The 25,020-nt window shown below is 61.7% G+C and carries 27 protein-coding genes; 16 read left to right on the plus strand and 11 right to left on the minus strand.

The features are described 5' to 3' along the window. The first annotated feature begins 264 nt into the window (after nucleotides 1-264). Nucleotides 265-1,380: a beta-ketoacyl-ACP synthase III gene (locus AAC029_RS11420; RefSeq protein ID WP_339747750.1), complete on the plus strand. Its 1,116-nt coding sequence runs from the start codon at nucleotides 265-267 to the stop codon at nucleotides 1,378-1,380. On the opposite strand, the gene AAC029_RS11425 is transcribed toward AAC029_RS11420, so the two are convergent. Continuing rightward, nucleotides 1,377-2,600 carry an ammonium transporter gene (locus AAC029_RS11425; RefSeq protein WP_339747753.1) on the minus strand — a complete coding sequence of 408 codons (1,224 nt, stop codon included), beginning with the start codon at nucleotides 2,598-2,600 and terminating at the stop codon, nucleotides 1,377-1,379. The two genes, AAC029_RS11420 and AAC029_RS11425, sit on opposite strands and share 4 nt — an antisense overlap. Nucleotides 2,601-2,802: 202 nt before the next feature. Between AAC029_RS11425 and AAC029_RS11430 the strand changes: the two genes are divergently transcribed. Together AAC029_RS11430 and AAC029_RS11435 are read left to right on the plus strand one after the other, a co-directional pair. After that, nucleotides 2,803-3,945, plus strand: coding sequence for a beta-ketoacyl-ACP synthase III (locus tag AAC029_RS11430; protein WP_339747755.1), 1,143 nt, complete (start codon nucleotides 2,803-2,805; stop codon nucleotides 3,943-3,945). Beyond that, on the plus strand, nucleotides 3,945-4,964 hold the full coding sequence (locus AAC029_RS11435) for a hypothetical protein (RefSeq protein ID WP_339747758.1): 1,020 nt from the start codon (nucleotides 3,945-3,947) through the stop codon (nucleotides 4,962-4,964). Before AAC029_RS11430 ends, AAC029_RS11435 begins: the two co-directional genes overlap by 1 nt. A gap of 9 nt (nucleotides 4,965-4,973) precedes the next feature. On the opposite strand, the gene AAC029_RS11440 is transcribed toward AAC029_RS11435, so the two are convergent. Next, nucleotides 4,974-5,348, minus strand: a complete 375-nt coding sequence (locus AAC029_RS11440; protein WP_339747760.1) for a hypothetical protein — start codon at nucleotides 5,346-5,348, stop codon at nucleotides 4,974-4,976. Between the two features lie 179 nt (nucleotides 5,349-5,527). Between AAC029_RS11440 and AAC029_RS11445 the strand changes: the two genes are divergently transcribed. The 8 genes from AAC029_RS11445 to AAC029_RS11480 all read left to right on the plus strand — a co-directional run bounded on the left by AAC029_RS11445 (nucleotide 5,528) and on the right by AAC029_RS11480 (nucleotide 12,356). Further along, a complete protein-coding gene (locus AAC029_RS11445) occupies nucleotides 5,528-6,145 on the plus strand; it encodes an HD family hydrolase (protein WP_339747763.1) in 618 nt (205 codons plus the stop codon). Beyond that, nucleotides 6,145-7,107: an NAD regulator gene (locus tag AAC029_RS11450; RefSeq protein ID WP_339747766.1), complete on the plus strand. Its 963-nt coding sequence runs from the start codon at nucleotides 6,145-6,147 to the stop codon at nucleotides 7,105-7,107. The genes AAC029_RS11445 and AAC029_RS11450 overlap by 1 nt, the downstream gene beginning before the upstream one ends. 5 nt (nucleotides 7,108-7,112) lie before the next feature. Further along, nucleotides 7,113-7,787 (plus strand): RluA family pseudouridine synthase, encoded by a 675-nt coding sequence (locus AAC029_RS11455; RefSeq protein ID WP_339747769.1) that lies wholly within the window; start codon nucleotides 7,113-7,115, stop codon nucleotides 7,785-7,787. A 91-nt stretch (nucleotides 7,788-7,878) separates the two neighbouring features. Continuing rightward, on the plus strand, nucleotides 7,879-8,217 hold the full coding sequence (locus AAC029_RS11460; RefSeq protein WP_339747772.1) for a RebB family R body protein: 339 nt from the start codon (nucleotides 7,879-7,881) through the stop codon (nucleotides 8,215-8,217). A gap of 160 nt (nucleotides 8,218-8,377) precedes the next feature. Further along, nucleotides 8,378-9,517 (plus strand): quinolinate synthase NadA, encoded by a 1,140-nt coding sequence (gene nadA / locus AAC029_RS11465; RefSeq protein ID WP_339747775.1) that lies wholly within the window; start codon nucleotides 8,378-8,380, stop codon nucleotides 9,515-9,517. Nucleotides 9,518-9,520: 3 nt separating this feature from the next. Continuing rightward, nucleotides 9,521-11,065, plus strand: coding sequence for an L-aspartate oxidase (locus AAC029_RS11470; RefSeq protein ID WP_339747778.1), 1,545 nt, complete (start codon nucleotides 9,521-9,523; stop codon nucleotides 11,063-11,065). Nucleotides 11,066-11,073: 8 nt separating this feature from the next. Beyond that, entirely contained in the window at nucleotides 11,074-11,922 is an 849-nt protein-coding gene (gene nadC, locus AAC029_RS11475) for a carboxylating nicotinate-nucleotide diphosphorylase (RefSeq protein ID WP_339747781.1), read from the plus strand. Between the two features lie 41 nt (nucleotides 11,923-11,963). Continuing rightward, nucleotides 11,964-12,356 (plus strand): VOC family protein, encoded by a 393-nt coding sequence (locus AAC029_RS11480; protein ID WP_339747783.1) that lies wholly within the window; start codon nucleotides 11,964-11,966, stop codon nucleotides 12,354-12,356. A 39-nt stretch (nucleotides 12,357-12,395) separates the two neighbouring features. Here AAC029_RS11480 and AAC029_RS11485 read toward each other — a convergent pair whose 3' ends face one another. Next, nucleotides 12,396-12,986, minus strand: a complete 591-nt coding sequence (locus AAC029_RS11485; protein WP_339747785.1) for a hypothetical protein — start codon at nucleotides 12,984-12,986, stop codon at nucleotides 12,396-12,398. A gap of 382 nt (nucleotides 12,987-13,368) precedes the next feature. On the opposite strand from AAC029_RS11485, the gene AAC029_RS11490 reads away from it, so the two are divergent. Together AAC029_RS11490 and AAC029_RS11495 are read left to right on the plus strand one after the other, a co-directional pair. After that, the gene (locus AAC029_RS11490) at nucleotides 13,369-13,611 is read left to right on the plus strand and encodes a ribbon-helix-helix protein, CopG family (RefSeq protein WP_339747788.1); all 243 of its coding nucleotides are present in this window, start codon (nucleotides 13,369-13,371) and stop codon (nucleotides 13,609-13,611) included. Then, nucleotides 13,608-13,889, plus strand: coding sequence for a type II toxin-antitoxin system RelE/ParE family toxin (locus AAC029_RS11495; RefSeq protein WP_339747791.1), 282 nt, complete (start codon nucleotides 13,608-13,610; stop codon nucleotides 13,887-13,889). The genes AAC029_RS11490 and AAC029_RS11495 overlap by 4 nt, the downstream gene beginning before the upstream one ends. Before the next feature lie 3 nt (nucleotides 13,890-13,892). Here the strand turns inward: AAC029_RS11495 and AAC029_RS11500 are convergent, their stop codons facing one another. Continuing rightward, nucleotides 13,893-14,447: a phosphoribosyltransferase family protein gene (locus tag AAC029_RS11500; protein ID WP_339747794.1), complete on the minus strand. Its 555-nt coding sequence runs from the start codon at nucleotides 14,445-14,447 to the stop codon at nucleotides 13,893-13,895. A gap of 155 nt (nucleotides 14,448-14,602) precedes the next feature. Here AAC029_RS11500 and AAC029_RS11505 point away from each other — a divergent pair, with 155 nt between their 5' ends. Further along, entirely contained in the window at nucleotides 14,603-15,613 is a 1,011-nt protein-coding gene (locus tag AAC029_RS11505; RefSeq protein ID WP_339747796.1) for an alpha/beta hydrolase-fold protein, read from the plus strand. A gap of 9 nt (nucleotides 15,614-15,622) precedes the next feature. On the opposite strand, the gene AAC029_RS11510 is transcribed toward AAC029_RS11505, so the two are convergent. The 5 genes from AAC029_RS11510 to AAC029_RS11530 form a co-directional block, all read right to left on the minus strand. After that, nucleotides 15,623-16,267, minus strand: a complete 645-nt coding sequence (locus AAC029_RS11510) for a hypothetical protein (protein ID WP_339747798.1) — start codon at nucleotides 16,265-16,267, stop codon at nucleotides 15,623-15,625. A 178-nt stretch (nucleotides 16,268-16,445) separates the two neighbouring features. Beyond that, nucleotides 16,446-16,805 (minus strand): hypothetical protein, encoded by a 360-nt coding sequence (locus AAC029_RS11515; RefSeq protein ID WP_339747801.1) that lies wholly within the window; start codon nucleotides 16,803-16,805, stop codon nucleotides 16,446-16,448. 128 nt (nucleotides 16,806-16,933) lie between these two features. Beyond that, on the minus strand, nucleotides 16,934-17,404 hold the full coding sequence (locus AAC029_RS11520) for a response regulator (RefSeq protein ID WP_339747803.1): 471 nt from the start codon (nucleotides 17,402-17,404) through the stop codon (nucleotides 16,934-16,936). Nucleotides 17,405-17,848: 444 nt separating this feature from the next. After that, a complete protein-coding gene (locus tag AAC029_RS11525) occupies nucleotides 17,849-20,179 on the minus strand; it encodes an ATP-binding protein (RefSeq protein ID WP_339747805.1) in 2,331 nt (776 codons plus the stop codon). Nucleotides 20,180-20,300: 121 nt separating this feature from the next. Next, nucleotides 20,301-20,771, minus strand: a complete 471-nt coding sequence (locus AAC029_RS11530; RefSeq protein ID WP_339747807.1) for an NUDIX domain-containing protein — start codon at nucleotides 20,769-20,771, stop codon at nucleotides 20,301-20,303. Nucleotides 20,772-20,958: 187 nt separating this feature from the next. Between AAC029_RS11530 and AAC029_RS11535 the strand changes: the two genes are divergently transcribed. Next, a complete protein-coding gene (locus tag AAC029_RS11535; protein ID WP_339747810.1) occupies nucleotides 20,959-21,945 on the plus strand; it encodes a calcium/sodium antiporter in 987 nt (328 codons plus the stop codon). Here the strand turns inward: AAC029_RS11535 and AAC029_RS11540 are convergent, their stop codons facing one another. Together AAC029_RS11540 and AAC029_RS11545 are read right to left on the minus strand one after the other, a co-directional pair. After that, complete coding sequence (locus tag AAC029_RS11540; protein ID WP_339747812.1) at nucleotides 21,946-22,347, minus strand: dihydroneopterin aldolase; 402 nt, start codon at nucleotides 22,345-22,347, stop codon at nucleotides 21,946-21,948. A 5-nt stretch (nucleotides 22,348-22,352) separates the two neighbouring features. Then, complete coding sequence (locus AAC029_RS11545; RefSeq protein ID WP_339747814.1) at nucleotides 22,353-23,111, minus strand: SDR family oxidoreductase; 759 nt, start codon at nucleotides 23,109-23,111, stop codon at nucleotides 22,353-22,355. Between AAC029_RS11545 and uvrC the strand changes: the two genes are divergently transcribed. Continuing rightward, nucleotides 23,110-25,020, plus strand: a complete 1,911-nt coding sequence (gene uvrC / locus AAC029_RS11550) for an excinuclease ABC subunit UvrC (protein WP_339747817.1) — start codon at nucleotides 23,110-23,112, stop codon at nucleotides 25,018-25,020. The two genes, AAC029_RS11545 and uvrC, sit on opposite strands and share 2 nt — an antisense overlap.

A 25,020-nucleotide genomic window follows, 5' to 3' on the forward strand; every position in this document is an offset into this window, starting at 1 on the left:
CGGGGTGGAGACAGCCCGAGAAAACTGCACGTGTGGGACGTCTCGGATGTCACACCTAAATCATACGCGTTACCCGGCATTCGCCGGCGTCCCACACCCTCCCATCCCTCCAGCGGCAAGCCGCGTGGAGATTTTGGTGCGGGTGGCAGCCGCCAATCCGTCACAACCGCCATCCCCACGTGACGCCACCGCCGCGCGCGACTAAGTTGCCGCGCTTGTAAGGTTCGAGTGCGGCCATGACTGGCCCCGTCTGGAGTTGCTCACATGAATGCGGTTATTCGGTCCACCGGCCTGTGGGTCCCCCAAGACACAATCTCGAATGAAGAGCTGGTCGAGTGCTATAACAGGCACGTCGAGCTTTATAATGCCGAGCATTCCGACGCGATCAAACGCGGCGCGGTAGAGCCGAAAAACCCATCCTCATCCGGCTTCATCGAAAAAGCCTCCGGCATCAAGTCGCGCTATTCGATCGACAAGGCGGGCGTGCTCGACGTCGACCGCATGCGTCCACGCGTCGCGCCGCGCCCGAATGATGAGATTTCCATGATGGCCGAAAGCGGCGTCGCCGCCGCCCGCCAAGCCTTGTCGAATGCCGGTCGCGATGCGGCCGATGTCGATGCGGTGATCTGCGCCGGCACTGCGATGCAGCGCACTTATCCGTGCATGGCAATCGAGATCCAGGACGCGCTGGGCATTGAGGGCTTTGCCTTCGACATGACCGTCGCCTGTTCCTCGGGCACATTCGCCATCATCAATGCCGTCAACATGATCAAGAGCGGCATGGCCAAATCAGTGCTGGTGGTCTGTCCGGAACTGACGACGGCGCAACTCAATTTCCGTGACCGCGACAGTCATTTCATCTTCGGCGATGTCGCTGTGGCGATGCTGATCGAGGCGGAGGATGTCGCCAATGGCGATGGCTGGCGCATTCTCGGCACCCGTATGATGACGAAATTCTCCAATAATATCCGCTCGAATTTCGGCTTCATGAATGCCTGCGAAGTGCCCGAACCGGCCTTTGAAGACCGCTATTTCGTGCAGGAGGGCCGCAAGGTTTACAAGGAAGTCTGCCCGATGGTCGCCGAGATGATCCTCGAGGACCTTGCCGCGATCGATCTGGCGCCGGCCGACATGAAACGGCTCTGGCTGCACCAGGCCAATATCAACATGAATATGATGGTCGCGCGCAAAGTGCTCGGCCGCGATGCCGAGCTGGAGGAAGCCCCGGTCATTCTCGACGAATTCGCCAATACCGCAGGCGCCGGCTCACTGGTCGCCTTCCACCGCCATCATGACGGCTTCACCGCCGGCGAGAAGGGCTTGATCTGCTCCTTCGGCGCCGGCTATTCAGCCGGAACTGTGTTCGTCGAAAAGCTCTAGGCGACGGATTCGCCGTGCAATGTGGTGTCGAGGCCGTTGATCTCGTCCTCTTCACCGACGCGCAGCGTCATGAATTTCGACAGCCCGAACAGGATCGCCCAACTCATCGCGCCGCAATACAGCGCCGCCGCCAAGGCGCCCCAGCTCTGAGTGAAGACCTGCATCGCATTGCCCTCGATCGCACCCGGCGCGCCGCCGATCGCCTCAGAGGCAAACACGCCGGTGAGGATGGCTCCAATCAGTCCACCAACGCCGTGCAGGCCGAAGGCGTCGAGCGTATCGTCCCACTGGCCCCAGCGCTTCAGCGAGGTGACGCCCCAATAGGCCCCCGCCGCACCGGCACCGCCGATGATGAAGGCTGCCCAGGCCGGCACGAAACCCGCAGCCGGGGTGATTGCAACCAGACCGGCAATTGCCCCTGAGGCGGCGCCGAGCACGCTGGCCTTGCCGCGTCGCAGCCACTCAATTCCAATCCAGGTGAGCAGCGCTGTCGCCGCCGCAAGTTGCGTCGTGACGACGGCGTGCGCCGCCGCACCATTGGCCGCCAGGGCAGAGCCACCATTGAAGCCAAACCACCCGACCCAGAGCAGGCCGGCACCGACCACCGTGAGCACCAGGTTGTCCGGCATCATCTGTGCGCCGGGATATCCGCGGCGCGGGCCGAGAAATTTCGCCAGCACCAGACCGGCGACACCGGCATTGATGTGAACCACCGCGCCGCCAGCGAAATCGAGCACGCCGGCTTCGGCGAGGAAACCGCCGCCCCAGACCCAGTGGCAGATCGGCGCGTAGACCAGGATCAACCAGATTGAGGCAAAGATCATGAAGGCAGAAAACCGGATCCGCTCAACGGCCGCACCGGCAATAATCGCGACGGTGATGATGGCGAAGGTGAGCTGGAAGATGAAGAACAGGTTTTCCGGCAAATCGCCCGCCATGGTCTCCGGCATGATGCCGCTCAGGCCAATCCGACTGAAGCCACCGACAAAGGCATTGAGCCCGCCGCCATCGGAGAAGGCCAGGCTATAGGCGATCAGGGCCCACAACACCGTCACCGCCGCCGTCGCGCCAAGGCTCTGCATCAGGGTCGAGAGCACATTCTTGCGCCGCACCATGCCGCCATAAAACAGGGCGAGTCCGGGAATTGTCATCATCAGGACCAAGGCGGTCGCGGTCAGTATCCACGCGATATTACCTGTGTCGATGCCAGCGTCTTCCATCGCGCCTCTCCAGAATGTTGCAGCGCATCATTGCTAGGCAAGCACAGGCGAGCTTGTCGATATCAAGACAAAATTTTTCTGCATTTCAGCTGTTCACGCCGCATGATGGTGCAGACATGCCCGATTGAGTGGCATTGACACACATTTCTGCCACGGTGCAGCGCCGCATTGATTAGACGCGTCCATGTATTAGGTTGGAAAGATGGATAGCAGGGATGAGGTCGGGATCGTGCAGACCAGCATTATTCGTTCTACCGGATTCTGGGCCCCGCCCGACGTCATCACCAATGCTGAGTTGGTGACAAGCTATAATGCCTATGCGGCGCGCTTCAACGCCGACAATGCCGAGGCCATCACTGCCGGCGAGATCGAGGCCGTCCCCCTATCCAGCGCCGAATTCATCTCACACGCCTCGGGCATAGAACGCCGGCATGTGTTCGAAAAATCAGGCATTCTCGACATCGACACTCTCGTGCCGCGCATCCCGCCGCGTGGATTCGATGACATTTCCGTACAAGCCGAATTTGCCATGCGTGCCGTCCGGCCCGCCTTGGAAAAGGCCGGCGTGGATGGCTCGGAGATCGATGGCGTCATCGTCGCCTCCTCGGCGCAGCAACGCAATTTCCCCGGCCTGTCCTGTGAGATCCAGAATCTGATCGGCGCGTCCGGCTGGTCCTTCGATCTGACGATGGCCTGCTCTTCGGCGCTGTACGGGCTCAATATCGCCAATGCGATGATCCGCTCCGGCCAAGCCAAGCGCATCCTGGTCTGCTCGCCGGAAATCATGACCTGCATCAATGTCCACTCACGCCGCGATGTGCATTTCATTTTCGGCGATGCCGCCTCTGCCATGCTGGTCGAGGCCGATGACGGCACGCCGGGCGGCTGGGAGGTGTTGGGCACCCACACCCAGAACAAATTCTCTAACCATTTGCGCTCCGATTACGGCTTCATCAATATCGCCGAGTGGACCGTCGATCCGGAGTTCAAGCCCGGTCTCGATCAGGACGGGCACCGCGTGTTCAAGGACGTCGTCTCCTTCGCCCCGATCGTGGCCCGCGATCTGATGGCGCAGCTGGAGCTGGAACCGGAGGCGGTCCGCCGCGCCTGGCTGCACCAGGCCAATATCCGCATGGTCGATCTGATCGCCAAACGCATTCTCGGCCGTGATCGTACAGAAGAGAATGCGCCCTCCATCCTCGAGGAATACGGCAATACCTCGTCCTCGAGCGTGGTGATGAATTTCGAGATGAATTCCGACGATATGAAGCCGGGCGAAACCGGCATTATGTGCGCCTATGGCGCCGGCTATGGCGTCGGTGCTGCGGCGATAAGGAAACGCTGATGCGCCAATTTTTCGCCCTCGCTGCCGCCGCAGGCCTGATCGCCTGCTCACCGCCTGAAACCGAGGCCCCGGCCGAGCGCGATGCGCCGGTCATCCCGGTCACCATGACCGAAACGGCCCCGGTTGCCGCCGACGAGGAAGAGGCCGGTCTTCCGGGTACCGACATCCACATTTTCGCGCTGAGCTGGCTCGATGGCCGTCCTGTGATCGGCGCCGCCTCTGGCGGGGTGATCCGGCCCGGCTATGACAATCAGCCTTTCTTCACGCCCGATGGCGGCGGCCTGCTCTACACCGCTGGCGACGAGACAGGCGAAACCGATATCTGGCACCTTGATCTGGCCAGCGGCGAGACCGCACCCATCACCCGCACGCCGGGCGAAAGCGAATACTCGCCACGCGTTCCGCCGGGTGAGGCGGCACTGTCCTACATTTACCAGCCACCCGGCGGCTATGCCGGCAATGCCTATCTCGCCAATGCGGATAATTCAGACCGCCATGCCGCCGAAGACTTGGCACCGGTCGGTTACTATCTGTTCAGCGGCGATATGCGTCAGGTCGTCACTTTCGCACTCGGCGAACCCAATTCGCTGCAGCTGATCGACCGGATGATGGATCCGCAAGAGCCAGTGCATGTCGCCGACAATCCCGGCCGCTCCTTCGCACGCACCCAGACCGGCGACGGTGCCTGGGTCACGTTGGAACGTGGGGATGGCGGCTATGCCGTCCACCGGCTGGATTTCGCCTCGGGCACCCTGCGCGATGGCTTCGATCTGCCCGGCGACAGCCAGGATTTCGCCAGCCTTGCCAGCCCGATGTCCGGCATGTTCGTCTTCGACGGGTTTTTCACGTCATCCAATGGCACGCTGTATTACGGCACAGTCTCGTCCGACCCATCCGCAACGACGCTTTCGCCCGCCTGGTTGGAAATTGCCGACCTTGGGGCGCTCGGTCTGTCGGATGTGACCCGCATCGCCGTCAGCCGGAATGCCGACCAGATCGCCTTTGTCACGGCTGAATAGAACGGCCTTCTAAAGGGAGGTCGCTTCGGTGATCTTATAAGTTAGATCATCGCCATCAGCTTCATGGATGGTGAGGTAGTCGCCGATCCGCATCGAATGGTCGCCAAGACGGTAGACCGGCTCGTCGGGGCCTTCCTCCTCCTCGTCATAACGGAAGAACCAGCGCGTCGCGCGGTGGGAGAGCCAGCCATCGGCGGCCTCGGTCGCGTCCGGCGAAAACCGGTTGACCGTGCAGGCCTCCTTGTTGGCGCGCCAAAGCTCGACGTCGAGTTTGCCGTCTGCATCGAGCGGAGCAATGACAACATAGCCATGATGATCGTCTCCATCGGGAAAGCCGGCATCCGGATTGCGCCCGAGGCGCATGACAACACGTGTAAGCGACATGGAATTCTCCCTTTATCCACCGCCATGCCATCCTGTAACCGGTCATGGGTCAATGCCCGCACGACTCATTTGGTTGTGACATGAGAGCGCATGCAGCTGTGGACGAATTTGCCACGAGAGTGGCGAAGCCACGGTCGGTCTGCTATTTCCGCAGCCCGCCGTGCCAAGAGGTCCCGACAATGCCGCCAGCCGCCAAGACCAAAAAGAAAGAGCCGCGCGCCTGGCAGCGCATGATTTCCGGGCGCCGGCTGGACCTGCTCGAGCCCTCACCCTTTGATGTCGAGATCGAGGATATCGCCCACGGTCTCGCCCGCGTTGCACGCTGGAATGGCCAGACGAAGGGCGATCACGCCTTCTCCGTCGCCGAGCACAGCGTCGTCGTGTTGGAGATTGTTGATCGCCTCTATCCGGGCCTCGATCACAAATGGCGCCTCGCCGCCCTGCTGCATGATAGCGCGGAATATGTGATCGGCGACATGATCAGCCCGTTCAAGGCGGCGCTGGGTGTCAATTACCGCGATTTCGAAGACCGGCTGGAAGCCGCGATCCACCTGCGTTTCGGCTTGCCGCCGAAGGCTCCGGCCGAGATCAAACGCAAGATCAAGCGTGCCGACATCATCTGCGCCTATTTCGAAGCGACTCAAATCGCCGGTTTCTCGCATGATGAATCCGTGAAATTCTTCTGCCGTCCGCCCGCTGGCCTGGAGATCGCCATCAAACCCCTGCCCGTCAAACAGGCCCAGATCCTTTTCCTCGACCGGTTCGAGACCGTGTTGTCGCAGCTCGAGACACGCTGATGCCGACGGCCGGGCAATCGATTGTTGTCGGCCTCAACGCGGTGATCCTCGCCGCCGATCCGGATCAGCCGCAAGTACTGATCGTGCCGCAAAAGGACAGCGATGTCGCTTTGCCCTTCGGCCCGTTTAACCCGGCCGAAGATCGCACATTCGAAATCGGCTTGCGGCGCTGGGTTGCCGAACAGGCCCGCTTCCAGCTCGGTTATGTCGAACAGCTCTACACCTTTGGTGATCGCGGCCGCGAGGCGCCGGTTGCGGCGATGTCAGGCCAGGAGAATTCGCGCATCATCTCGGTTGGTTATCTCGGCCTCACCCCGGTTGCAGCCCCGCCACCTGAAGGCGGCGGCCAATGGCGTGACTGGTACCGCTTCTTCCCCTGGGAAGACTGGCGCAATGGCAAGCCGGACATGATCGATTCCGAGATCGTCCCCCGCTTGCGGGCCTGGGCCGACGAAGCCGGGGCGCCCGGTGGCCGCGCATCGCGCCATGACCGGCTCAAACATGCTTTCGGCCTCGATGACGCCAACTGGAATGAACAACATGCGCTCGACCGCTTCGAACTGCTCTACGAGGCGGGGCTGGTCGATGAAGCGGCGCGCGATGGCCAGACCGAGGGGCCGCCGCCAGGACCCAAATTGGGGCAGCCGATGGCATCCGATCATCGCCGCATCCTCGCGACCGCTATTATGCGGCTGCGCGGCAAGGTGCGCTATCGCCCGATCGTGTTCGAATTAATGCCCGAATTCTTCACGCTCTCGGCGCTGCAACAGGTTGTCGAAGGCATTGTCGGCTATCGCCTGCACAAGCAGAACTTCCGGCGCGCCCTGGACCGGACCGGGTTTGTCGAGGGCACGGGCCGGATGGAAGTCAAGACCGGCGGACGCCCGGCTGAACTGTTCCGCTATCGCCGCATTGCGCTGGCCGGCCAGCCCTCGCTGGGCCTGGCAACGCCGCGGCTTTGAATAATATGTCCGGGCCGGCCAGTCCCAGGCCCTATACCTACAACCCGCCACCCGCCGGCCCGCTGCCTATCCTGCATGTCGATGACCACATCCTGGTGCTCGACAAGCCGGCCGGCCTGCTGACCGTGGCCGGCAATACGCCCCAGCTTGCCGACTGTCTCGAGGCCAGGGTCTTGGCCGAATACCCCGGCGCGACCATGATCCACCGGCTCGACAAGGATACGTCGGGCATCATCGTGCTGGCACTCAATGCGAGGGCCCACGCCCATATTGGCAAGCAGTTCGAGAAGCGCATGACGCGCAAATCCTACATGGCGCTGGTCTGGGGACAGATGGCGCAAGCGTCGGGCCGCGTCGACCAACCGATGAAATCCGACTGGCCCAACCGCCCGAAACAGCATGTCGATCCGGTGAATGGCCGCCCGGCGATTACCGACTGGCTCGTGCTGGAAACCGGCACTGACCGCACACGGGTCCAGCTTGCGCCGCTGACAGGACGGACGCATCAATTACGTGTCCACATGGCCTGGCTCGGCCATCCGGTGCTGGGCGATAATCTCTACGCGCCGGAGGAGGCCCTGACCGCCAGCGACCGGCTTTGCCTGCATGCCGAAACGCTGGAATTCCGCCATCCAGATGGCGGCGAACCGGTCAGCTTTCGCAGCCCGGCACCCTTCTAGCTCTCCCCGCCCGATCCCGGCAACGCACCCACTTAATCCCCGGGCAAGCTTCGCGCCCTTACAATCACAGTCCATCCAGCGGGAGTTCGCCATGCGCGCGTCATATCTGATTGCATCCAGCTTCATTCTTCTTGCAGGCGTCAGCGCTGCGGTCTGGGCCCAGGACACGGTCAATCCACAGGTCACCGATGCGGGGACCCAGGCCAATGTCGAAGAACTCGGCGATGCCCCCGCCCTGTCGGAGGGCGATCTCTACCAAGCGGAAAGCCAGGCGCTCAGCAATGCGGCGCACAATGCGACGGTCTCACAGCAGCAGACGAATGTAACCGCCCAGGCCGCGACCACGATGGGCGTGCCGACGCTGGAATCGGTCGACACAGAATCCACCGGGACGGCAACCGAGGAGATGTTCGGCTCTGCGCCCAACTAGTGCCGCGCCGACCCATCATTCGCTATTCCCTTGCCATGTGCTCAGTGTGAGCATATAAACACACCCTAGATAGGCTCATTTAGAGCAAAAGGTGATTTCAACAGACTGGAATCGCCCTTTATCAGGCCTCTGAAATGCTCATTTCGAGCAAAAGTGAGTGATGATGGAAATTCTTGATTTCACCCAAAGCCGCGACCGCCAGACTGGCAGTGACGGCTTCAGCCCGGCGATCAGCGATCGCCCTGCCCTGCCCTATACGGCAGAGGTCAAGGCCGCGACGGATCATCTTTATGAGCGTGTGAAAAACTTCGTCTCACCGCTGGAATGGCCGGCCAAGGCGCCGCTGATCCATGCGATCAACCAGCTGAAAAAAGAGAAGAAAGCCGTCATCCTGGCGCACAACTACATGACCGCCGACATCTTCCATTGCGTTGGCGATTTGATGGGCGACAGCCTGTCGCTGGCCCGAATGGCCGCGACCAGCGATGCCGAAATCATTGTCCAAGCCGGCGTCCACTTCATGGCCGAGACCGCCAAGATCATGGCGCCGAACAAAAAGGTTCTGATCCCCGATACGGAGGCTGGCTGTTCGCTCGCGGCCTCGATCACTGGCGAAGATGTGCGCCGGATCCGCGCCGCCTATCCCGGCGTTCCGATCGTCACCTATGTCAACACCTCCGCCGAAGTGAAGGCCGAGTGCGATATCTGCTGCACCTCGTCGAACGCCGTCCAGGTCGTCGAAAGCCTCGGCTCCGACACCGTCATCCTGCTGCCCGACGAATACCTGGCCAAGAATGTCGCGGCCCAGACCGATATCCGCATCCTGACCTGGAAGGGCTCGTGCGAAGTGCACGTGAAATTCACCGCCGAGGACGTGCAGGATCTGCGCGACGCCCATCCGGGCATCGTCATCATCACCCATCCGGAAAGCCCGCTGGAAGTGGTTCAGGCCGCTGACTTCGCTGGCTCAACGGCGGCGATGGCCGACTGGGCCAAGAAGAGCGGCGCCAAACAGGCCGTGCTGCTGACCGAGTGTTCGATGTCTGACAATGTCGCCATCGACGTGCCGGAAATCGAATTCATCCGCCCGTGCAATCTCTGCCCGCACATGAAGCGGATCACGCTGGAAAACATCTATGATGCCCTGCGTCTGGAACAGCATGAGATCCACACCGACCCACAGATCGCACCCCGCGCCCGCGCCGCCGTCCAGGCCATGCTCGACCTGCCCAGCCCGAAGACCCCGGCCCATTTCGACCCGGCCAAGCCGGCCAAATTCGTCGAGATTGTCTCGGTCTAGACGATGACCCGCCCCGTCCTCATCATCGGCGCCGGCATTGCCGGTCTCTGGGCCGCGCTGAAACTCGCACCGCGCCAAGTGATTTTGCTGACGGGTTCGCCGCTCGGTGAAGGTGCCGCGTCTGGCTGGGCCCAGGGCGGGGTTTCTGCGGCGCTGGCAGATGATGATACGCCGGCCTTGCACGCCCACGACACGATCGCGGCCGGTGCCGGTCTGGTCGATGCCGAGGCCGCCCAAGCGCTGGCCGCTGGCGCCGCCAAGCAGGTGCGCGAGCTGGCAGCGCTGGGCGCGCCGTTCGAACGCGAAGGTGACGCCTGGTCCCTCTCCCGCGAGGCCGCCCATTCACGCCACCGCGTCGCCCGTGTGACCGGCGACGGGGCTGGCGCCGCGATCATGCAGACCTTGATCGCCGCCGTGCGGGCCGCCGGGCATGTCGAGATCCGCGATGGCTGGGCAGCGGCGGGCTTGATCCCCGGCGAGGATGGTGATTGTGCCGGTGCGATCGCGCGCTCCCCCACGGGCGAAACGGTTGAAATCCAGGCCGATGAGACCATCCTCGCCATGGGCGGGGCTGGCGGTCTGTTCGCGCTGACCACGACGCCTGCCGGGGCTCAGGGCCAGGCGATGGCGATGGCCGCGCGGCTCGGTGCCGAAATCCAGGACCCGGAATTCATCCAATTCCACCCGACCGCGCTCAATGCGGGCCTCGACCCGGCGCCCTTGTGCACCGAAGCCCTGCGCGGCGAGGGGGCGATCCTGATCGACCGCTCTGGTCACCGATTCATGAAGGCGATTCATGACGATGCCGAGCTGGCGCCGCGCGATGTCGTGGCCCGTGCGGTACACCGCCAGAACCTTGCTGGAAAACAGGCATTACTTGACTGCAGGACTGCTATTGGTGAGGCCTTCCCCTCTCGTTTCCCTGCTGTTTTCGCCGCCTGTATGAGCGCCGGCGTCGATCCACGCACCCAGCCCATCCCGGTCGCGCCGACGGCGCATTATCACATGGGCGGCGTCGCGACCAATATTGATGGACGCACCTCGATCGCCGGCCTTTGGGCGATCGGCGAATGCGCCTCGAGCGGACTGCATGGGGCCAACCGCCTCGCCTCCAATTCACTAGCCGAGGGTCTGGTGAGTGCCGCGCGCGTGGCCGACGTGCTGAAAAAGGCTCCGCTCCGTCTCGCTGCGAGAGACACCGCCCCCAGTGCCCGTCGAGGCGTTATCCCGCCTGCTCTGCCGCCGCTGGCCCTGACCCGTTTGCGTCAGGCGATGAGCCGGCATTGCGGCGTCGAGCGCACCGGTGCCGGGCTGACGGAACTCGCTGGCCTGATCGACGACATGATCGCACGTCATGGCGAGGCCGATGCGCTGATCGCGGCGCGTTTCATCACCGCGGGCGCGCTGGCCCGCAATGAGAGCCGCGGCGGCCATTTCCGCAGTGATTTCCCGCAGACCAATGCTCTCGCCCGGCATACCCGCCTGTCGCTGGCCGATCTGGCCGGCACAACAGCCGACGCGCTCGCCCACACCATGCCCGCCGAATAGGACACGCCATGCCCGTTTCGCCGCTATCCGATTTCATCGTCAAGGATGCCGTCACCCGCGCCTTGGCCGAAGACCAGGGCGGACGTGGCGATATCACCTCGCTGGCCTGCATCCCGGCCGGGCAGGAGGCCAAATTCTACTTCAAGGCCCGTGATGCCGGCGTGTTGTGTGGCCTGCAGCCAGCCGTCGAGGCGATCTGGCAAATGGATCCCGACGCGATGATCAAGCTCCACATGGCCGATGGCGATGCTGTCGCGCCCGGCGACATCATCGCCACCGTCAATGGCCAAGCCCGCGCCTTGCTGGCGGCGGAACGGATCGCACTCAATTTCCTCGGCCGGATGAGCGGCATCGCCACCTTCACCCGCCGCTATGTCGACGCCGTTGAAGGCACCAAAGCCCGCATCGCCCACACCCGCAAGACCACACCAGGACTGCGCGCCTTCGAACTCCAGGCCGTCCAGGCTGGCGGTGGCGCATTGCACCGTTTCGGGCTCGATGACGCCATCCTGATCAAGGACAATCACGTCGCCGTCTGCATCAGTGTCGGCGCCGCCGTCCGCGCCGCCCGTCAACATGCCGGCCACATGACCCGCATTGCCGTCGAAGTTGACCGGCTGGATCAACTCGGCGAAGCCATCGAGGCCGGCGCCGAGAGCGTCCTGCTCGACAATTTCTCACTGGCCGATCTGCGATCCGCCGTTGCCCAAGCCGGCGGCAAGGTGACGCTGGAAGCTTCCGGCGGCGTCAATCTCGACACCGTGTCGGGGATTGCCGCGACCGGGGTCGATGTGATCTCGGTTGGCGCACTGACCCACTCGGCACCGAATTTCGACATCGGGCTTGACTGGGACTGATCCCGGCCCGACACGCGCTTAACTCAGGGAAGGATACCAGCATGTTCAATCACATCATGGTCGGTGCCAACGACATCGAAAAGTCCAAGACTTTCTATGACGCCTTGCTCGCCACGCTGGGAGCAGGCGAGGCTATCCGCAATGTCTCGGCGACCGGGCATGTCCGCTATTTCTACCGGCATGACGGCAATACATTCGGCATCACCGAGCCGATCAATGGCGAGCCTGCGAGCTGCGCCAATGGCGCCACCATCGGCTTCAAATGCGACAGCCCTGAGCAGGTCAAAACCTTCCACGATGCCGGCGTCGCCCATGGCGGCACCTCGATCGAGGACGCGCCCGGCCCGCGCACCAGCAGTGTGGGCGTGATGCACCTCTCCTATGTCCGCGATCCGGACGGCAACAAGTTGTGCGCGCTTTATCGGGAAAAATAGGCACGGCTTGGACGGTCTGCGGGGCGGGTGATCCCGCCCCTACCCGCCGCGACGCACTACCATCATGGAATAGCGACCGGTTTCCCAGCTAACGCCTTCGTCACGGGAAATCTCGGAATACATCCGGAAACTGTCGGCGGTGATGTCGGTATAGGTCTCGCGATTCAGCATCGGGCCCTCGGCGTCAATGCCCTCAATGGTAACGACCATCGCCTCATCGCTGCGCAGCGCCGTCGTCGGGCGCCAGCCATTGGGCAGGGTCGGGTAGATATTATAGCCCTCCCAATGCCCTTCTCGGAGGTTATAACCGCGGAACTCGGCGCCGGTCGCATAGGGCCCGCGCCATTCCTGCATCACGGCCAGACCGTCAAGAATCCAGTGATTATGCCAGCGCGCATCATAGGTGAAAGCTTGGCCATTGGGCGGCGTGAAGGTGATGGACACATCCCAGTCGCCGATGACGAAATCGAACTCGGCCAGTTGCGCCGGCCCGGCGGGATTGCGTGTGCCAATCGGCGAATCCGGATCGGGTTGATACTGGATCGGCGGCATCGTGTTCTGCGCCAAAGCGGGCGCGGCGCCAAGGGCCAGCACACTGAGCAGGCTGGCAGCGGCAAAAAGCGTTTTCATCGATGTCCCCTTGAATTCGGATCGGCAGCCATCGGCCACCGAAGGTTACCGGACCATAGATTCCCACCCGGTTCGCTCAACTCACAAAGCCGACAGGAAAATGAAAGGTCGGACAGGATCACATTCCCCCAAAGGGGAGATGGCCATCGGGCCTGGGCCACGGCCCGCCCTGAAACCCTTGCCAAGCAAGGCGCCAGACTGGAATTGTCTAGTCAAGGGTCCTGACCGCGGAGCGGCGCTTCGCGCCCTTGACTAGACAATTCCAGTCTGGCCGGAGCTCGGCATGGTTTTCAGGGCATGTTCTGCCCGGCGGGGCGGGGCCGTTTTTAGCTTCAATCATTCCGTGTTAAACTGTCCGCACAGTGAATACGGAATCATTTTTATGAGAAACATCTCCATACGCCTCGATGAAACAACGCGCGAGAAACTCGATGCGCTGGCGCAGAGCCAGGACCGGTCGCGCTCCTGGGTCGTCAATGATGCGATCCAAGCCTATTTCGAGCATCAGGACTGGATTGTTGAAGCGATCAAGGTCGGAATTGCCGACGCCGATGCGGGCGATTTCATCGAGCATGACGACCTGATGGCCGAGCTCAAGGCCCGCAATCTCGCCGCAAGAAAATGAAACGCGTCCGCTGGTCCAGCCGAGCCGGGCGGGACATGACCGAGGCGCATGATTTCATTGCGCAGGACGACGCGGATGCGGCACTGCGGATGATCCTGACTGTCGAGAGCGCGACGGAATATCTACTCACCTACCCTTCGATGGGGCGTCAAGGCCGACTCAAAAATACCCGCGAGCTCGTGATTCCGCATTTGCCCTATCTGATCGTATATCGAAGCGCTTCCTCCGAAGTCGAAATCCTGCGCCTGCTGCACACCTCGCGCGACCGGTCGAAATAGCCCTCACTCCCCCAGCGCCACCTTCCCCGCCTCGCCCTTCGCCGCGATTTCCTCCGGCGTCAGACCACACAGCTCGTGCGGGAAGACGAGCCAGTCGTCGGTTTCGTGCAGGAAATAGTCGGGCTTCAGATCGGTCTTGTTGCGGACAGGCTTGAAATAGACCGTGGCGATCTTTGCTTCGGTGGGGAAATTATTGCGGCATTTGGCGCGCAAGATTTTCAGCAGGGCCTCAATCGAACGGCCTGAATCGAACACATCATCGACGATCAGCAATCGGTCACCGGCATTGAGCGTGTCGACCAGATAGCCCTCACCAAACACCTTGACCTCGGCCTGCTCGCCAATGCCGGTATAGGAGGCCGTGCGGATCGCGATATGGTCTGTATCGAGGCCGCGATAGTCGAGATATTCCTGCACCGCAATGCCAATCGGCGCCCCGCCGCGCCAGACGCCGACGATATGGGTCGGCCGGAAACCGCTCTCATAGATCTGCCGGGCAAGGCGGAAACTGTCGGCGAGCAAGTGGTTGGCATTGAGATATGTTTTGAAAGTGGCCATGCCGGATGCTGGCGTGATTTGGGGGGCGGGCTCAAGAGGGATGCGGGCACGAAAAGGGGACAGGTATAATTAACGCAGCACTGACAGCTGCCGGCTCGCAAACGGCGCGAATGGCGTTAATTATACCTGTCCCCTTTTCGTCAGGAGTCCCCGCCATGCACAAATCCCACACCTGTCCCCGAGGCCGCGTCGTCCAGCACTGGATCGACTCCAAGGCCGTTGCCAACAACATGCTCGGCGATCCGACGCTGCGGCGGGTTGATGTCTATATCCCGGCGGGACATGACGGGTCTGGTCTGCCCTTGCTGGTCGATGTCGTCGGCTTTACCGGCGGTGGGCCCTACCATACGGCTTGGAAGAATTTCGGCGAGAACCTGCCTGAGCGGGCCGACCGGCTGATCGCGTCGGGCGAGATGGCGCCGTGCGTGATTGCCTTCCCCGATTGTTTCACCCGGCTGGGCGGCAATCAGTATGTGAACTCGATCGCGATGGGCAATTGGGATGATTTCCTGACCACCGAAGTGCTCGGTTTTGTCGAGGGCGAATATGGCTGCGGCGGGGCTGGCAAGCGCGGTCTGTTCGGCAAGAGCTCGGGCGGTTATGGCGCGATGATGCATGCGCTGATGCATCCCGATATCTGGTCAGCGGCGGCGAGCCATTCCGGCGATGTCGGCTTTGATCTGATGTTCGCGACCGATTTCGCCCACACCCTGCGCCGCATCGCCAAGCATGGTGGTTCCGTTGAGAGCTTCATGGCTGCCTTCGAGGCCAATCCGAAACCAGCCGGCGACGATATTCACGCGCTGATGATCCTGGCGATGGCCGCGACCTATGACCCCGACCCGAACGCTTTCCTCGGCATCAATCTACCGGTGACGATGGACACGTGCGAAATGGATCCGGTCGCCTGGAAACGCTGGAAGAAATGGGATCCGCTGGAGCTGGTCGAGACGCGTGGAGAGGGCCTCAAGACGATGAAGGCGCTCTATATCGATTGCGGCGATATCGACCAGTATAATTTGGTCTATGGCGCCCGGCGGATGACGAAACGGTTGACCGAAATGGGCGTCAAACACGTCTATCAGGAATTCCCCGATGATCACTCATCGGTCGATTACCGGATGGACGTCTCCCTGCCGATCCTGTCGAAAGCCCTGTCTGACTAGACGGGTTGGCTAGGTCCGCACCAGTTTTTCACGCCCGCTGCCGGTGACCGAACGCCAGGCCGAGCCGAAACTGGTCGCGAAGACGACGATCAGGGCGCGGGCGATGATGGTGAAGAACAAGAGCAGGATCTTGTCGTCGGAAACGACGAAGCGGACGCCAGATCGCCAGCGGCCGCCAATTGGCAAATGCGCCAGCTTGTCCTCGACCCAGTCGGAGGCATTGAGCATGTAGTGCAGGCCTGCCTCCCAGAACAGGGCGATGGCGGAGACCATCAGGATGGCGATCACGAAGGCGAGGAAGAGGGTCGAGATGGTCGAACCAATCTGGCCGAGAATTCCCTCTTCTGCGACTTTGACCTTCGGCTTCGGCATCACGGCGGTGAAGGCCTTGCCGACGAAGGCGAGCATGACGCGGGCGATAATGGTGAAGATCAACAGCACGATCTTGTCGTCGCTGGCGTAGATGCGAACCAGATTATTGATCTTTTCCGGCAGCGGTATCGCGGCGACGCCGTCCTCCAGCATGTCGGCCCCGTCCTGCACCCAGGAGAACCATTCCGGCAGGTAGAACCAGAGCGCGGCGAGCATCACCATCGCCAGGATCATCGACACGAACAGTGTCGCGGAAATTTTCCACAATCGCATCGCCAACATCACTCATTCCCCCCAAGGCGTGCCGCAAACTGCTGCACCCTTCCCGAAGGCTTATAGTGTGTGAATGCGGCAAGGTCTTGGCAAGACACGCCTCAGGGGAAATCCGACGCAAAAGGGCGGCGCCGCTGGCACCGCCCTTTGCCTGTTTTCAGCTGATCTTCACAGGCGCCGTTCGCGTCTACTGCGCCGCAATGATCTCAACCGTGATCGCAGTGCCGTCATCGGTCCAGCCAGTCGTGCTCCAGCTTTCACCGGGTTGGAGCGCGGAATTCCACGGTCCGCAGTTTTCCTGTGGTCCGGTTTCGGCCTGGACCGTAATGCATAATTGCTCGCCAACAGACCAGCTTCCGGTGATGCCGCGCGTGTCGGAATAGGCACCGCCTTCGACAAAGGTCGCATCGAAACTGGAGTCAGGACCGGTGACGCGGACAATATGGCCGTAGGTATTGGACATGTCGCCGTCGGCAAATGCGGCACCGGACAAGGCCAGCAGCGCTGCCGCAGCGACGGTCATGCTCTTGATCAGAGTGTTTTTCATGGAATTTCCCCGTTTCATGGCCCGTATCGGAGTCCGTATCGGGCCGACGCCCCCGGCGTAAAGCCAGATTACAAAATTCCCTCATTGAGGGAAACCAAATTCGGTGAGGACAGGGAAATCGCGCCGAATCAGTCGATCTCAGCCTGCGGTGTTCCATTGGGAACTTCGACGATCTGGACCCAGTATTCACCGATCGAATTGACCACCCGCATCAGCCGGTCGAGCGAAACCGGTTTGACGATGTAGGACGAGGCGCCGAGCCCATAGCTCGACAGGATATCATTCTCGTCCTTGGAGGTGGTCAGGACGATGATCGGAATATGGCGCAGCGCAGCGCTGGCCTTGATCTCCTCGAGCGCCTCACGGCCATCCTTGAGGGGCATGTTGAGGTCGAGCAGAATGATGCCCGGCAATGGCTGACCGTCAAGCTTGGCATAGGGGCCAACCCGGTTGAGATAATCGACCAGCTGCTCGCCATTCTCGAGGAATTCGACCGGGTTGCGCAGCCTGACTTCCTCGCAGGCTTCGCGGAACAGCATGCGGTCATCGGGGTCGTCATCAACCATCAAAAATGTGAACAGACGGTCTTCATTGCTCATGTTGAATAGCCTCATCACGGCTGCCGCGTGATCGCGACCGTTCCTTGGTGCGAGTTTCTCGCGTCACAGGAGCAAGATCAAGGTGAATACAGCGCCAGCCACTGCATCGATGGCCCGTGCAACCGGTTTGCCACGCCTATCGGCTGGCGCAAGGGACGACACCCCAGACGTCGGAAAGCGTAAGTCCGAGCGGAAAGGAGCGGGCGCGCGAGGGCCGGAGCGTCGATTTCTGACGCGTCACCAAATACGCAACGCTATGGTATATATAGCGATATTGTGTCGTCGCGACTCCGTTCGCCGCGACAGCATCCGAACCACCGGTCATCGGAAGGCTTAACGGTGCCGCGCCCAATGTCGGGCCTTTTTCACCGACCCGTTGACACAAACTCACAACTGCAACGTGTTTTGCCTTGCCAGCAATTCAGCCCGCTTTTGCCGTCAATCTCAGGCGTCAACGGTCTGACGAATCGGCAGCACGATGGTGAACACCGCGCCCGCATCGGGCTCGCCCCAGGCGGTCAGCGTGCCAGAATGGTGTTCGACGATTTTGCGGCAGGTCGCAAGGCCAACGCCGGTGCCGTCATACTCCTCGCGGCCGTGCAGCCGTTCAAACATGCCGAAAATCCGGTCGGCATGGCGCGCTTCAAAGCCAATGCCGTTATCAGTCACCGCGATGCGGGCCACGGCACCGGCATCGCCAACCTCAACACTGCCCTCGATCATGATCGAGGGGGCAATCCCGACGCGATGGAATTTGATTGAATTGGTCAGCAGGTTGAGAAACAGCTGATGCATCTGGCCGGAATCGGCCTCGACGGCGGGTAGTATGCCGACCTTTAGCTTTGCACCCTCGGCCGCGATTCTCGGTTCCAGATCGGACAGGACATCGGCCAACACGCCGGACAGGTCGACGGGCTGGAAACGCGTCGTCTTGGAATTGACCCGCGAATAGCTGAGGAGATCGTCAATTAGTCGCCGCATGCGCGTCGATGCATCCACCATTCGGTCGAGATAATGTTGACCGGTCTCGTCCAGATTAGCGTGGTATTTCTTGTTCAGCCGTTCGCCAAAAGCCTGGATTTTACGCAGGGGCTCCTGCAGGTCATGGGATGCGGCATAGGCAAATTCCTGCAGTTCCGCGTTGGAGCGCTTCAATTCCTGCGCATGGCGCAGCAGGGCCAGGTCGTCACGTTTGCGCTTGGTGATGTCACGAAAGGTGACGACGATGCCGGCGACGGGGTCGGCGGCATTGACCGGCGATTTCGAGAACTCGATCGGAATGCACTCGCCAGCCTTGGTCCAGAAAATATCCTCAACCCCGTCGGGCGGCGTCGCCACCGAGCTGAAAATTGGACATTCGTCGCCGGGGCAGGGCGAGCCGTCGCGGCGGGAGTGGTGGATAATCGGGTGCAATGGCTTGCCGATCAATTCGTCCTCGCCATAGCCGAGCATCTCGCAAGCGCGCGGATTGATGAAGGTGACAATGCCGTTGCCATCAAAGCCAAATATACCTTCGGCGGCCGTCATCAAAATCTGGCGAAACCGCAGTGTCGCCTCAAGCGTCTCGCGTGCGCGCCGGCGACTGAGCGTCCGATGAGCGTTAAACAAGACCGCAATCGTAATGAAGCAAAGCGCCATGGCGACGGCGAAAACGCGCAAAACGGCCCGCGCCCGATTGACCCCGGCGAGGGCTTCCCCGACCTCGACCTCTGTAATGATTCCAATCTCGCGCTGCGCATTCCAAGCCCAATTACCCATCACCAGAACACCGCGAAAATCGCGATAGCCGGTCATGTTCGCCCCTCGCGGGCCGTTGGAAACCATCTGGGCTGCCTCGGTCAACGGCCATTGGGCATAGGGCATCGACGGCACAGCGCCGTCGGTCAAATTTGTGCCAGGATCGCGGACCTCGACATGCAGCATGGACGGGTGTCCTTCGGCGAGCAGTCCAGCAGCTCGGAAGGTGTCGGCATACCGCGCTTCAGTGAGCAGGAGACCGTCCCGATCAACTGCGAAAGTGCCGCCCGATCTCCCGGCACGGCCGATGCTGAAGATCGCGGAATATTCGGCAAACGGATCGATCCGCAGCGCGAAATATCCCCGAACGCCCGTATCAGACATGATCGGAGCGATGGCATACATCGCCACTTCTTCTTCAAGTTCCGGCCAGTCGACCGCGCCCTCTCCAGCGGCAAGATTGACGATTTGCGGCCGTGTCAGAACACCGCGGCTCTGCCGCAGCTGGTCCCGGTCAACCAGGCTGAGAATCGGCGAGGCATGGCCAAGATCGGCATTGCGCAATGATGCGACCACCCGTCCGTTCTCGCCGAGGAGGAAAAAGCCGCGATAGCCATATTCGGTGAGCCAAGGCCCCAGCGTGGCGCGCAATTGTGCCTGCGCCGGCACGGCGGTGATCGAGGCCCCCATAGGCGCCTGCAGCAAATCCTCCAACGAGTCGCGCACGAGATCATTATCGGCCCAGACTTGGGCATTGCGCTCTTGGTGCTGCGCCCAATCCTCGAAGCGTTGCATCGTGCCGGCCAGGACCGAATGCAGCGTCGCGGCATTGGTCTCCCGCGCCGAGGCCACCAGCGCCCGATCACCCGCCATCACAGCCAGGAACACAATCAGAATGAAAGTGAGCGCCAGAATCCCGGGCAGAACCAGACTGGGCCAACCATCCGCTTCGATCGCGCGCTGCCACGCCGTGACACCGTCCGATGCGCTTGACCTCGTCGATCCTGAAGATGGCTCGCCCGCGGCGGTAGTTTTCATTCGAATCGATCCCAACGCGGCATGGTTGTATATATCGCACGAAAAGGCCCCTCAGTGCCGGGTTTTCGCGCAGGGTAGCGGCGAGCGCGTGCCGATAATGCATTGTAAGGCGTCTGCGACCTCACCACTGCCAACTCCTGGCGGCGCCGGCATAGATCTCCGCCAGCCGCCGCCGGGTCCCACCAGCGGTGTCGGTGGGCAGGTTCAGGGGCGAAAACCAGTCAACGCACTCGATTTCGCCCTGGCTTGCGGTCGCGCAATCAACCCAGTCGGTGGCGCGGAACAGCAACACGTGATCGCCGCGAAATGCCGTGTGATTGGCATAAACTCCGAGCAATTCCGGTTCACCACCCAGTGCGACGCCGGCTTCTTCGGCCAATTCACGGCCGACGGCAAAGGCAGCGGTCTCACCCGGCTCGACGCCGCCACCGGGCAAATGCCAGCCGTCGATATAGGTGTGTTTGACCAAGGCGATACAACCATCGGGCCGCTCGGCGATCGCGCGCACGCCGAGGGTCGCACCGCGTGTCAGCCGCCAATAAGCTTGCATGAAGGGCCGTGCCAGCGGCTCGATCCGCGCGCGCCACCTCATACCGATTCCGACACTGGCCACTCAAGCGACGGCGCGCTATGTACGAGCACTGTCCTTGCTTCTCTGGAGATATTTTCCATGTATGCCCTGATCGCTGTTGGCCTCGTCGTGGCCGTTTTCGCCATCCTTAATCTTATCGAATTTCGCCGCCTCGACTAACCCCTGATCCGCAGCGCACGGTAGCTTCATGTCCGCAATCCTCTACGCTCCGCTGATCCTGGCGGGAATCGTTATTTTGCTGTTCGGCGGCGACTTTCTCGTCCGTGGCGGGGCGGCGTTGGCGCGGCTGTGGCGATTACCCCCTTTGCTGGTCGGCTTGACGATTATTGCTTTCGGGACCTCGGCCCCGGAACTCCTCGTCAGTATCCAGTCGACCCTGAACGGCGCCCCCGGTCTGGCCGTCGGCAATATCGTTGGCTCGAACATCGCCAATTTCCTGCTGGTACTTGGTCTTCCAGCCCTGTTTGGAACCATCCACACGACGACGCCGGGGCTGCGACGCAATGCCATCTTTGCTCTGCTCGCGGCCATCGCGCTGATCCTGGTCGCTTGGGATCACCGGGTTACCCTGGTGGAAAGTCAAATTCTGTTGGCCGCGATCGTCGGCTATATCGCCCTGCTCGGCTTTCAGGCGCGCAAGAAGACAACCGATCCGACCCTGGCAGAACTGACCGATATCGACCATATGGAAGGCCTGCCCAAGACCCTGCCCACCATGTTGTTTGCCTTGGTCGCCGGCCTCGTCGCCCTGCCGGTCGGAGCCCAGATGGTCGTGACTGGCGCCGTCGCCGCCGCCCATGATCTCAATGTTGACCCGGCCTTGATCGGCCTGACCGCCGTCGCGCTTGGCACGTCCCTGCCAGAGCTGGCTACAGTCATAATGGCCTCGGTCCGCCGCCACGCCGATCTCGCGATCGGCAATGTGCTCGGCTCGAATATCTTCAACGTGTTTGCTGTCGGCGGTGCCGCCGGTGTCGCGGCCCACACGGTGGGCACGGAGCTTGTCGTTCAGGAGAGCTTCTTCCAGCTCGACCTTTGGGTGATGCTGGCAGCGAGTGTGTTGATCGCCGGCATCGTTCTGCTCAAGCGCCCAATCACCCGCTGGCTCGGGCTGGCCCTGACGCTGGGCTATCTGGGTTATATCGTGGTTCTGGCCCGGTCAGCCATGAGCTGATCAAGCCTTGCGGCGGAATCGGGTCAGTCCAACCGCAGCCGCGTCGGGATAGGCATCGATCTTGCGCGTCGTCACCTGCGCGGCGACCACCGAGTCCGGGCTCAGCGCGACGCTCAGTATCGCACCGCACAGGGTTTCTTGCAGATCGAACTGGGTGTCCGCCAGAGCCTTGATCCCGTCCATGATGTAATCATAGTCGATCACCGTCCCGATATCATCGGTACCGCACCAGGACTGATCAACCACGGTGATGACATCGACGAGGACGCGCTGGCGAACGCCACGCTCATGCGGGTGAATGCCGATCTCGACATCGAGCTTTACGCCCTCAAGCCGGTAGATGAACACATCTTCGCCCGTGGCGTTGGCGAGGGCATTCTCGATAACCTGGTCCAGTCTCACGGGCGTCAATCCTCAATCGGGCCAGCCGCATACATCACGTCGCCATTGCGGGCATCGAGGTGCTGGCCGCCATCGATAATGATGGTCTCGCCCGTCATGGCCGGTGTCGCAAGAATGAAGCGCACCGTGCGCACGATGTCCTCGGGCGTTGAGCCGCCACGCATTGGATTGAGCGCGTGGGCGCGTTCGAATTCCGCCGGCGATTGCCCGCCTGATGGCAGCGTCAGGCCCGGAGCGATCGCATTGACGCGCACCCGCGGCGCAAAGGCCATCGCCATCGTTGTCGTCGCGCCGAGCAGGGCGTGTTTGGCGAGGGTGTAGGAGAAGAAATCCGGGTTGAGATTATAGAGTTTCTGGTCGAGCAGATTGATGATGCAGCCCGAAGCGCGATCCTGATGATGGCGCGCCATGGCTGAAGACAGCAGCACCGGCGCCATCAGATTGACCCGCATCGCGAGGTCGAGCTCGGCCGCCGACACCGTCTCCGGCCGGTCCATCTCAAACACCGAGGCGGAATTGACCAGCAGATCGATCCGGCCGAGCCCTTGAGCGAAGGCATCGACGCCGGCGCTGTCGCCAAGGTCGAACTGCACCGTGCTCGCCGAGCCGCCGGCTTCGCGGATCGCCGCTTCAATCGCACGTGCCTGAGTGCCCGAGTTGTTATAGTGAATGACCACGTGCCAGCCATCCTCGGCCAAGGCGCGCGCTATTTTGGCACCCAGGCGCTTGCCGCCACCAGTAACGAGCGCGATCTTGTCTGACATGACACCCCCAAAAAAGACTCTTGGCGCTAAGCCACCTGCTGACCCGTTAAATGACCCGTCTGCGCCGCCGGCGCAATCGCGCAGCGGTGCGCAAATCATTGCGGACTATGTCAAACATCTGCCCTCAAAGCCTGGCGTCTATCGCATGTTCGCCGAGGACGGCACGGTTCTCTATGTCGGCAAGGCGCGCAATCTGAAGAATCGCGTCTCCAATTACGCCAATGGGCGTGGCCATTCCAATCGCATCGCGCTGATGATCGCGCTGACGCGGACGATGGAATTCGTCGTCACCGAGACCGAAACCGAAGCCCTGCTGCTCGAGGCCAATCTGATCAAGCGCCTCAAGCCGCGCTATAATGTGCTGCTGCGCGACGATAAGAGCTTCCCCTATATCCTGATCCGACGCGATCACGCCGCGCCGCAATTGCTCAAGCATCGCGGCGCCCACAAGGTGAAGGGCGATTATTTCGGTCCCTTCGCCTCCGTGGGTGCAGTGAACCAGACCCTGAACACACTTCAAAAGGCCTTTCTGGTGCGCACCTGTTCCGACAGCGTCTATGAGGGCCGCACGCGGCCCTGCATGTTGCACCAAATCAAGCGCTGCGCCGCGCCTTGCGTCGGCCTGGTCGAACCGGATGCCTATGACGAGCTGGTCTCCCAAGCGACGGACTTCCTGCGCGGCAAGTCCAATGCCCTGCGCGAGGATTTACAGGTGCGCATGGCAGAAGCCGCCGAGGCCCTCGATTATGAGAGCGCCGCGCGTCTGCGCGACCGGATCCGGGCGATTGCCGCTGTCACCACGGATCAGGGCATCAATCCGGACGGCGTCGAAGAGGCCGATGTGATCGCCGTCGCCCAGGATGGCGGGCGGTCCTGCGTCCAGGTCTTCTTCTTCCGCGCCGGCCAGAATTGGGGCAATCAGTCCTTCTTCCCGCGCCATGACAGCGAGGTTGAAACGCCCGAAGTCCTCGCCGCCTTCATCGCGCAATTCTATGACAACAAGCCACCGCCAGCCCTGATCCTGATCTCGGATGAGGTCGAGGACGCCGAACTGCTCGGCGAAGCCCTAAGCCTGAAGGCCGACCGCAAGGTCACGCTGCACCGGCCCGTTCGCGGCGAAAAGCGCAAGCTGGTCGAGCGCACTCTGGCCAATGCCCGCGAAGCCCTGGCGCGCAAATTGTCGGAGAGCGCTTCCCAGGCGCATCTGCTCAAGGGCGTACAGCGCATCTTCGCGCTCGAGGACTTGCCACAGCGCATCGAGGTTTATGACAATTCCCACATCCAGGGCACCAATGCGCTCGGCGCGATGATCGTCGCCGGGCCCGAAGGCTTCGAGAAAACCCATTATCGCCGCTTCAACATGACGGGTGTGGATGCCGCGACCGATGATGATTTCGCGATGATGGCGGCGATGCTCCGGCGGCGCTTCTCTCGGCTGATCAAGGAGCGCGAAGATGGCGCGCCTGTGCCCGATCTGATCCTGATCGATGGCGGCGCCGGGCAATTGTCCAAGGTGATGGGCGTGGTCGAGGAGCTTGGCATTACGGGCATCTGCATCGCGGCCATCGCCAAGGGTCCTGAGCGTGATGCCGGGCGTGAGGCGTTTTACCTACCGGGGAAGGCGCCATTCAAACTGCCGCAAAAAGACCCGGTGCTGTATTATCTGCAAAGGCTTCGCGACGAAGCCCACCGCTTCGCCATTGGCGGCCATCGGGCCAAACGCAAGAAACAGATGGCGGATAATCCGCTCGATGATGTGCCGGGCATCGGCCCGTCCCGCAAAAAATCCTTGCTGGCGCATTTCGGCTCGGCCAAATCTGTCCGCAATGCCGCTTTGGCTGATCTGGAAGCGGTTGACGGCGTTTCCAGAGCGATGGCCAAACGCATCCATGACTGGTTCCAGAGGTAG

Source organism: uncultured Maricaulis sp., from assembly GCF_963975345.1.
Classification (GTDB): domain Bacteria; phylum Pseudomonadota; class Alphaproteobacteria; order Caulobacterales; family Maricaulaceae; genus Maricaulis.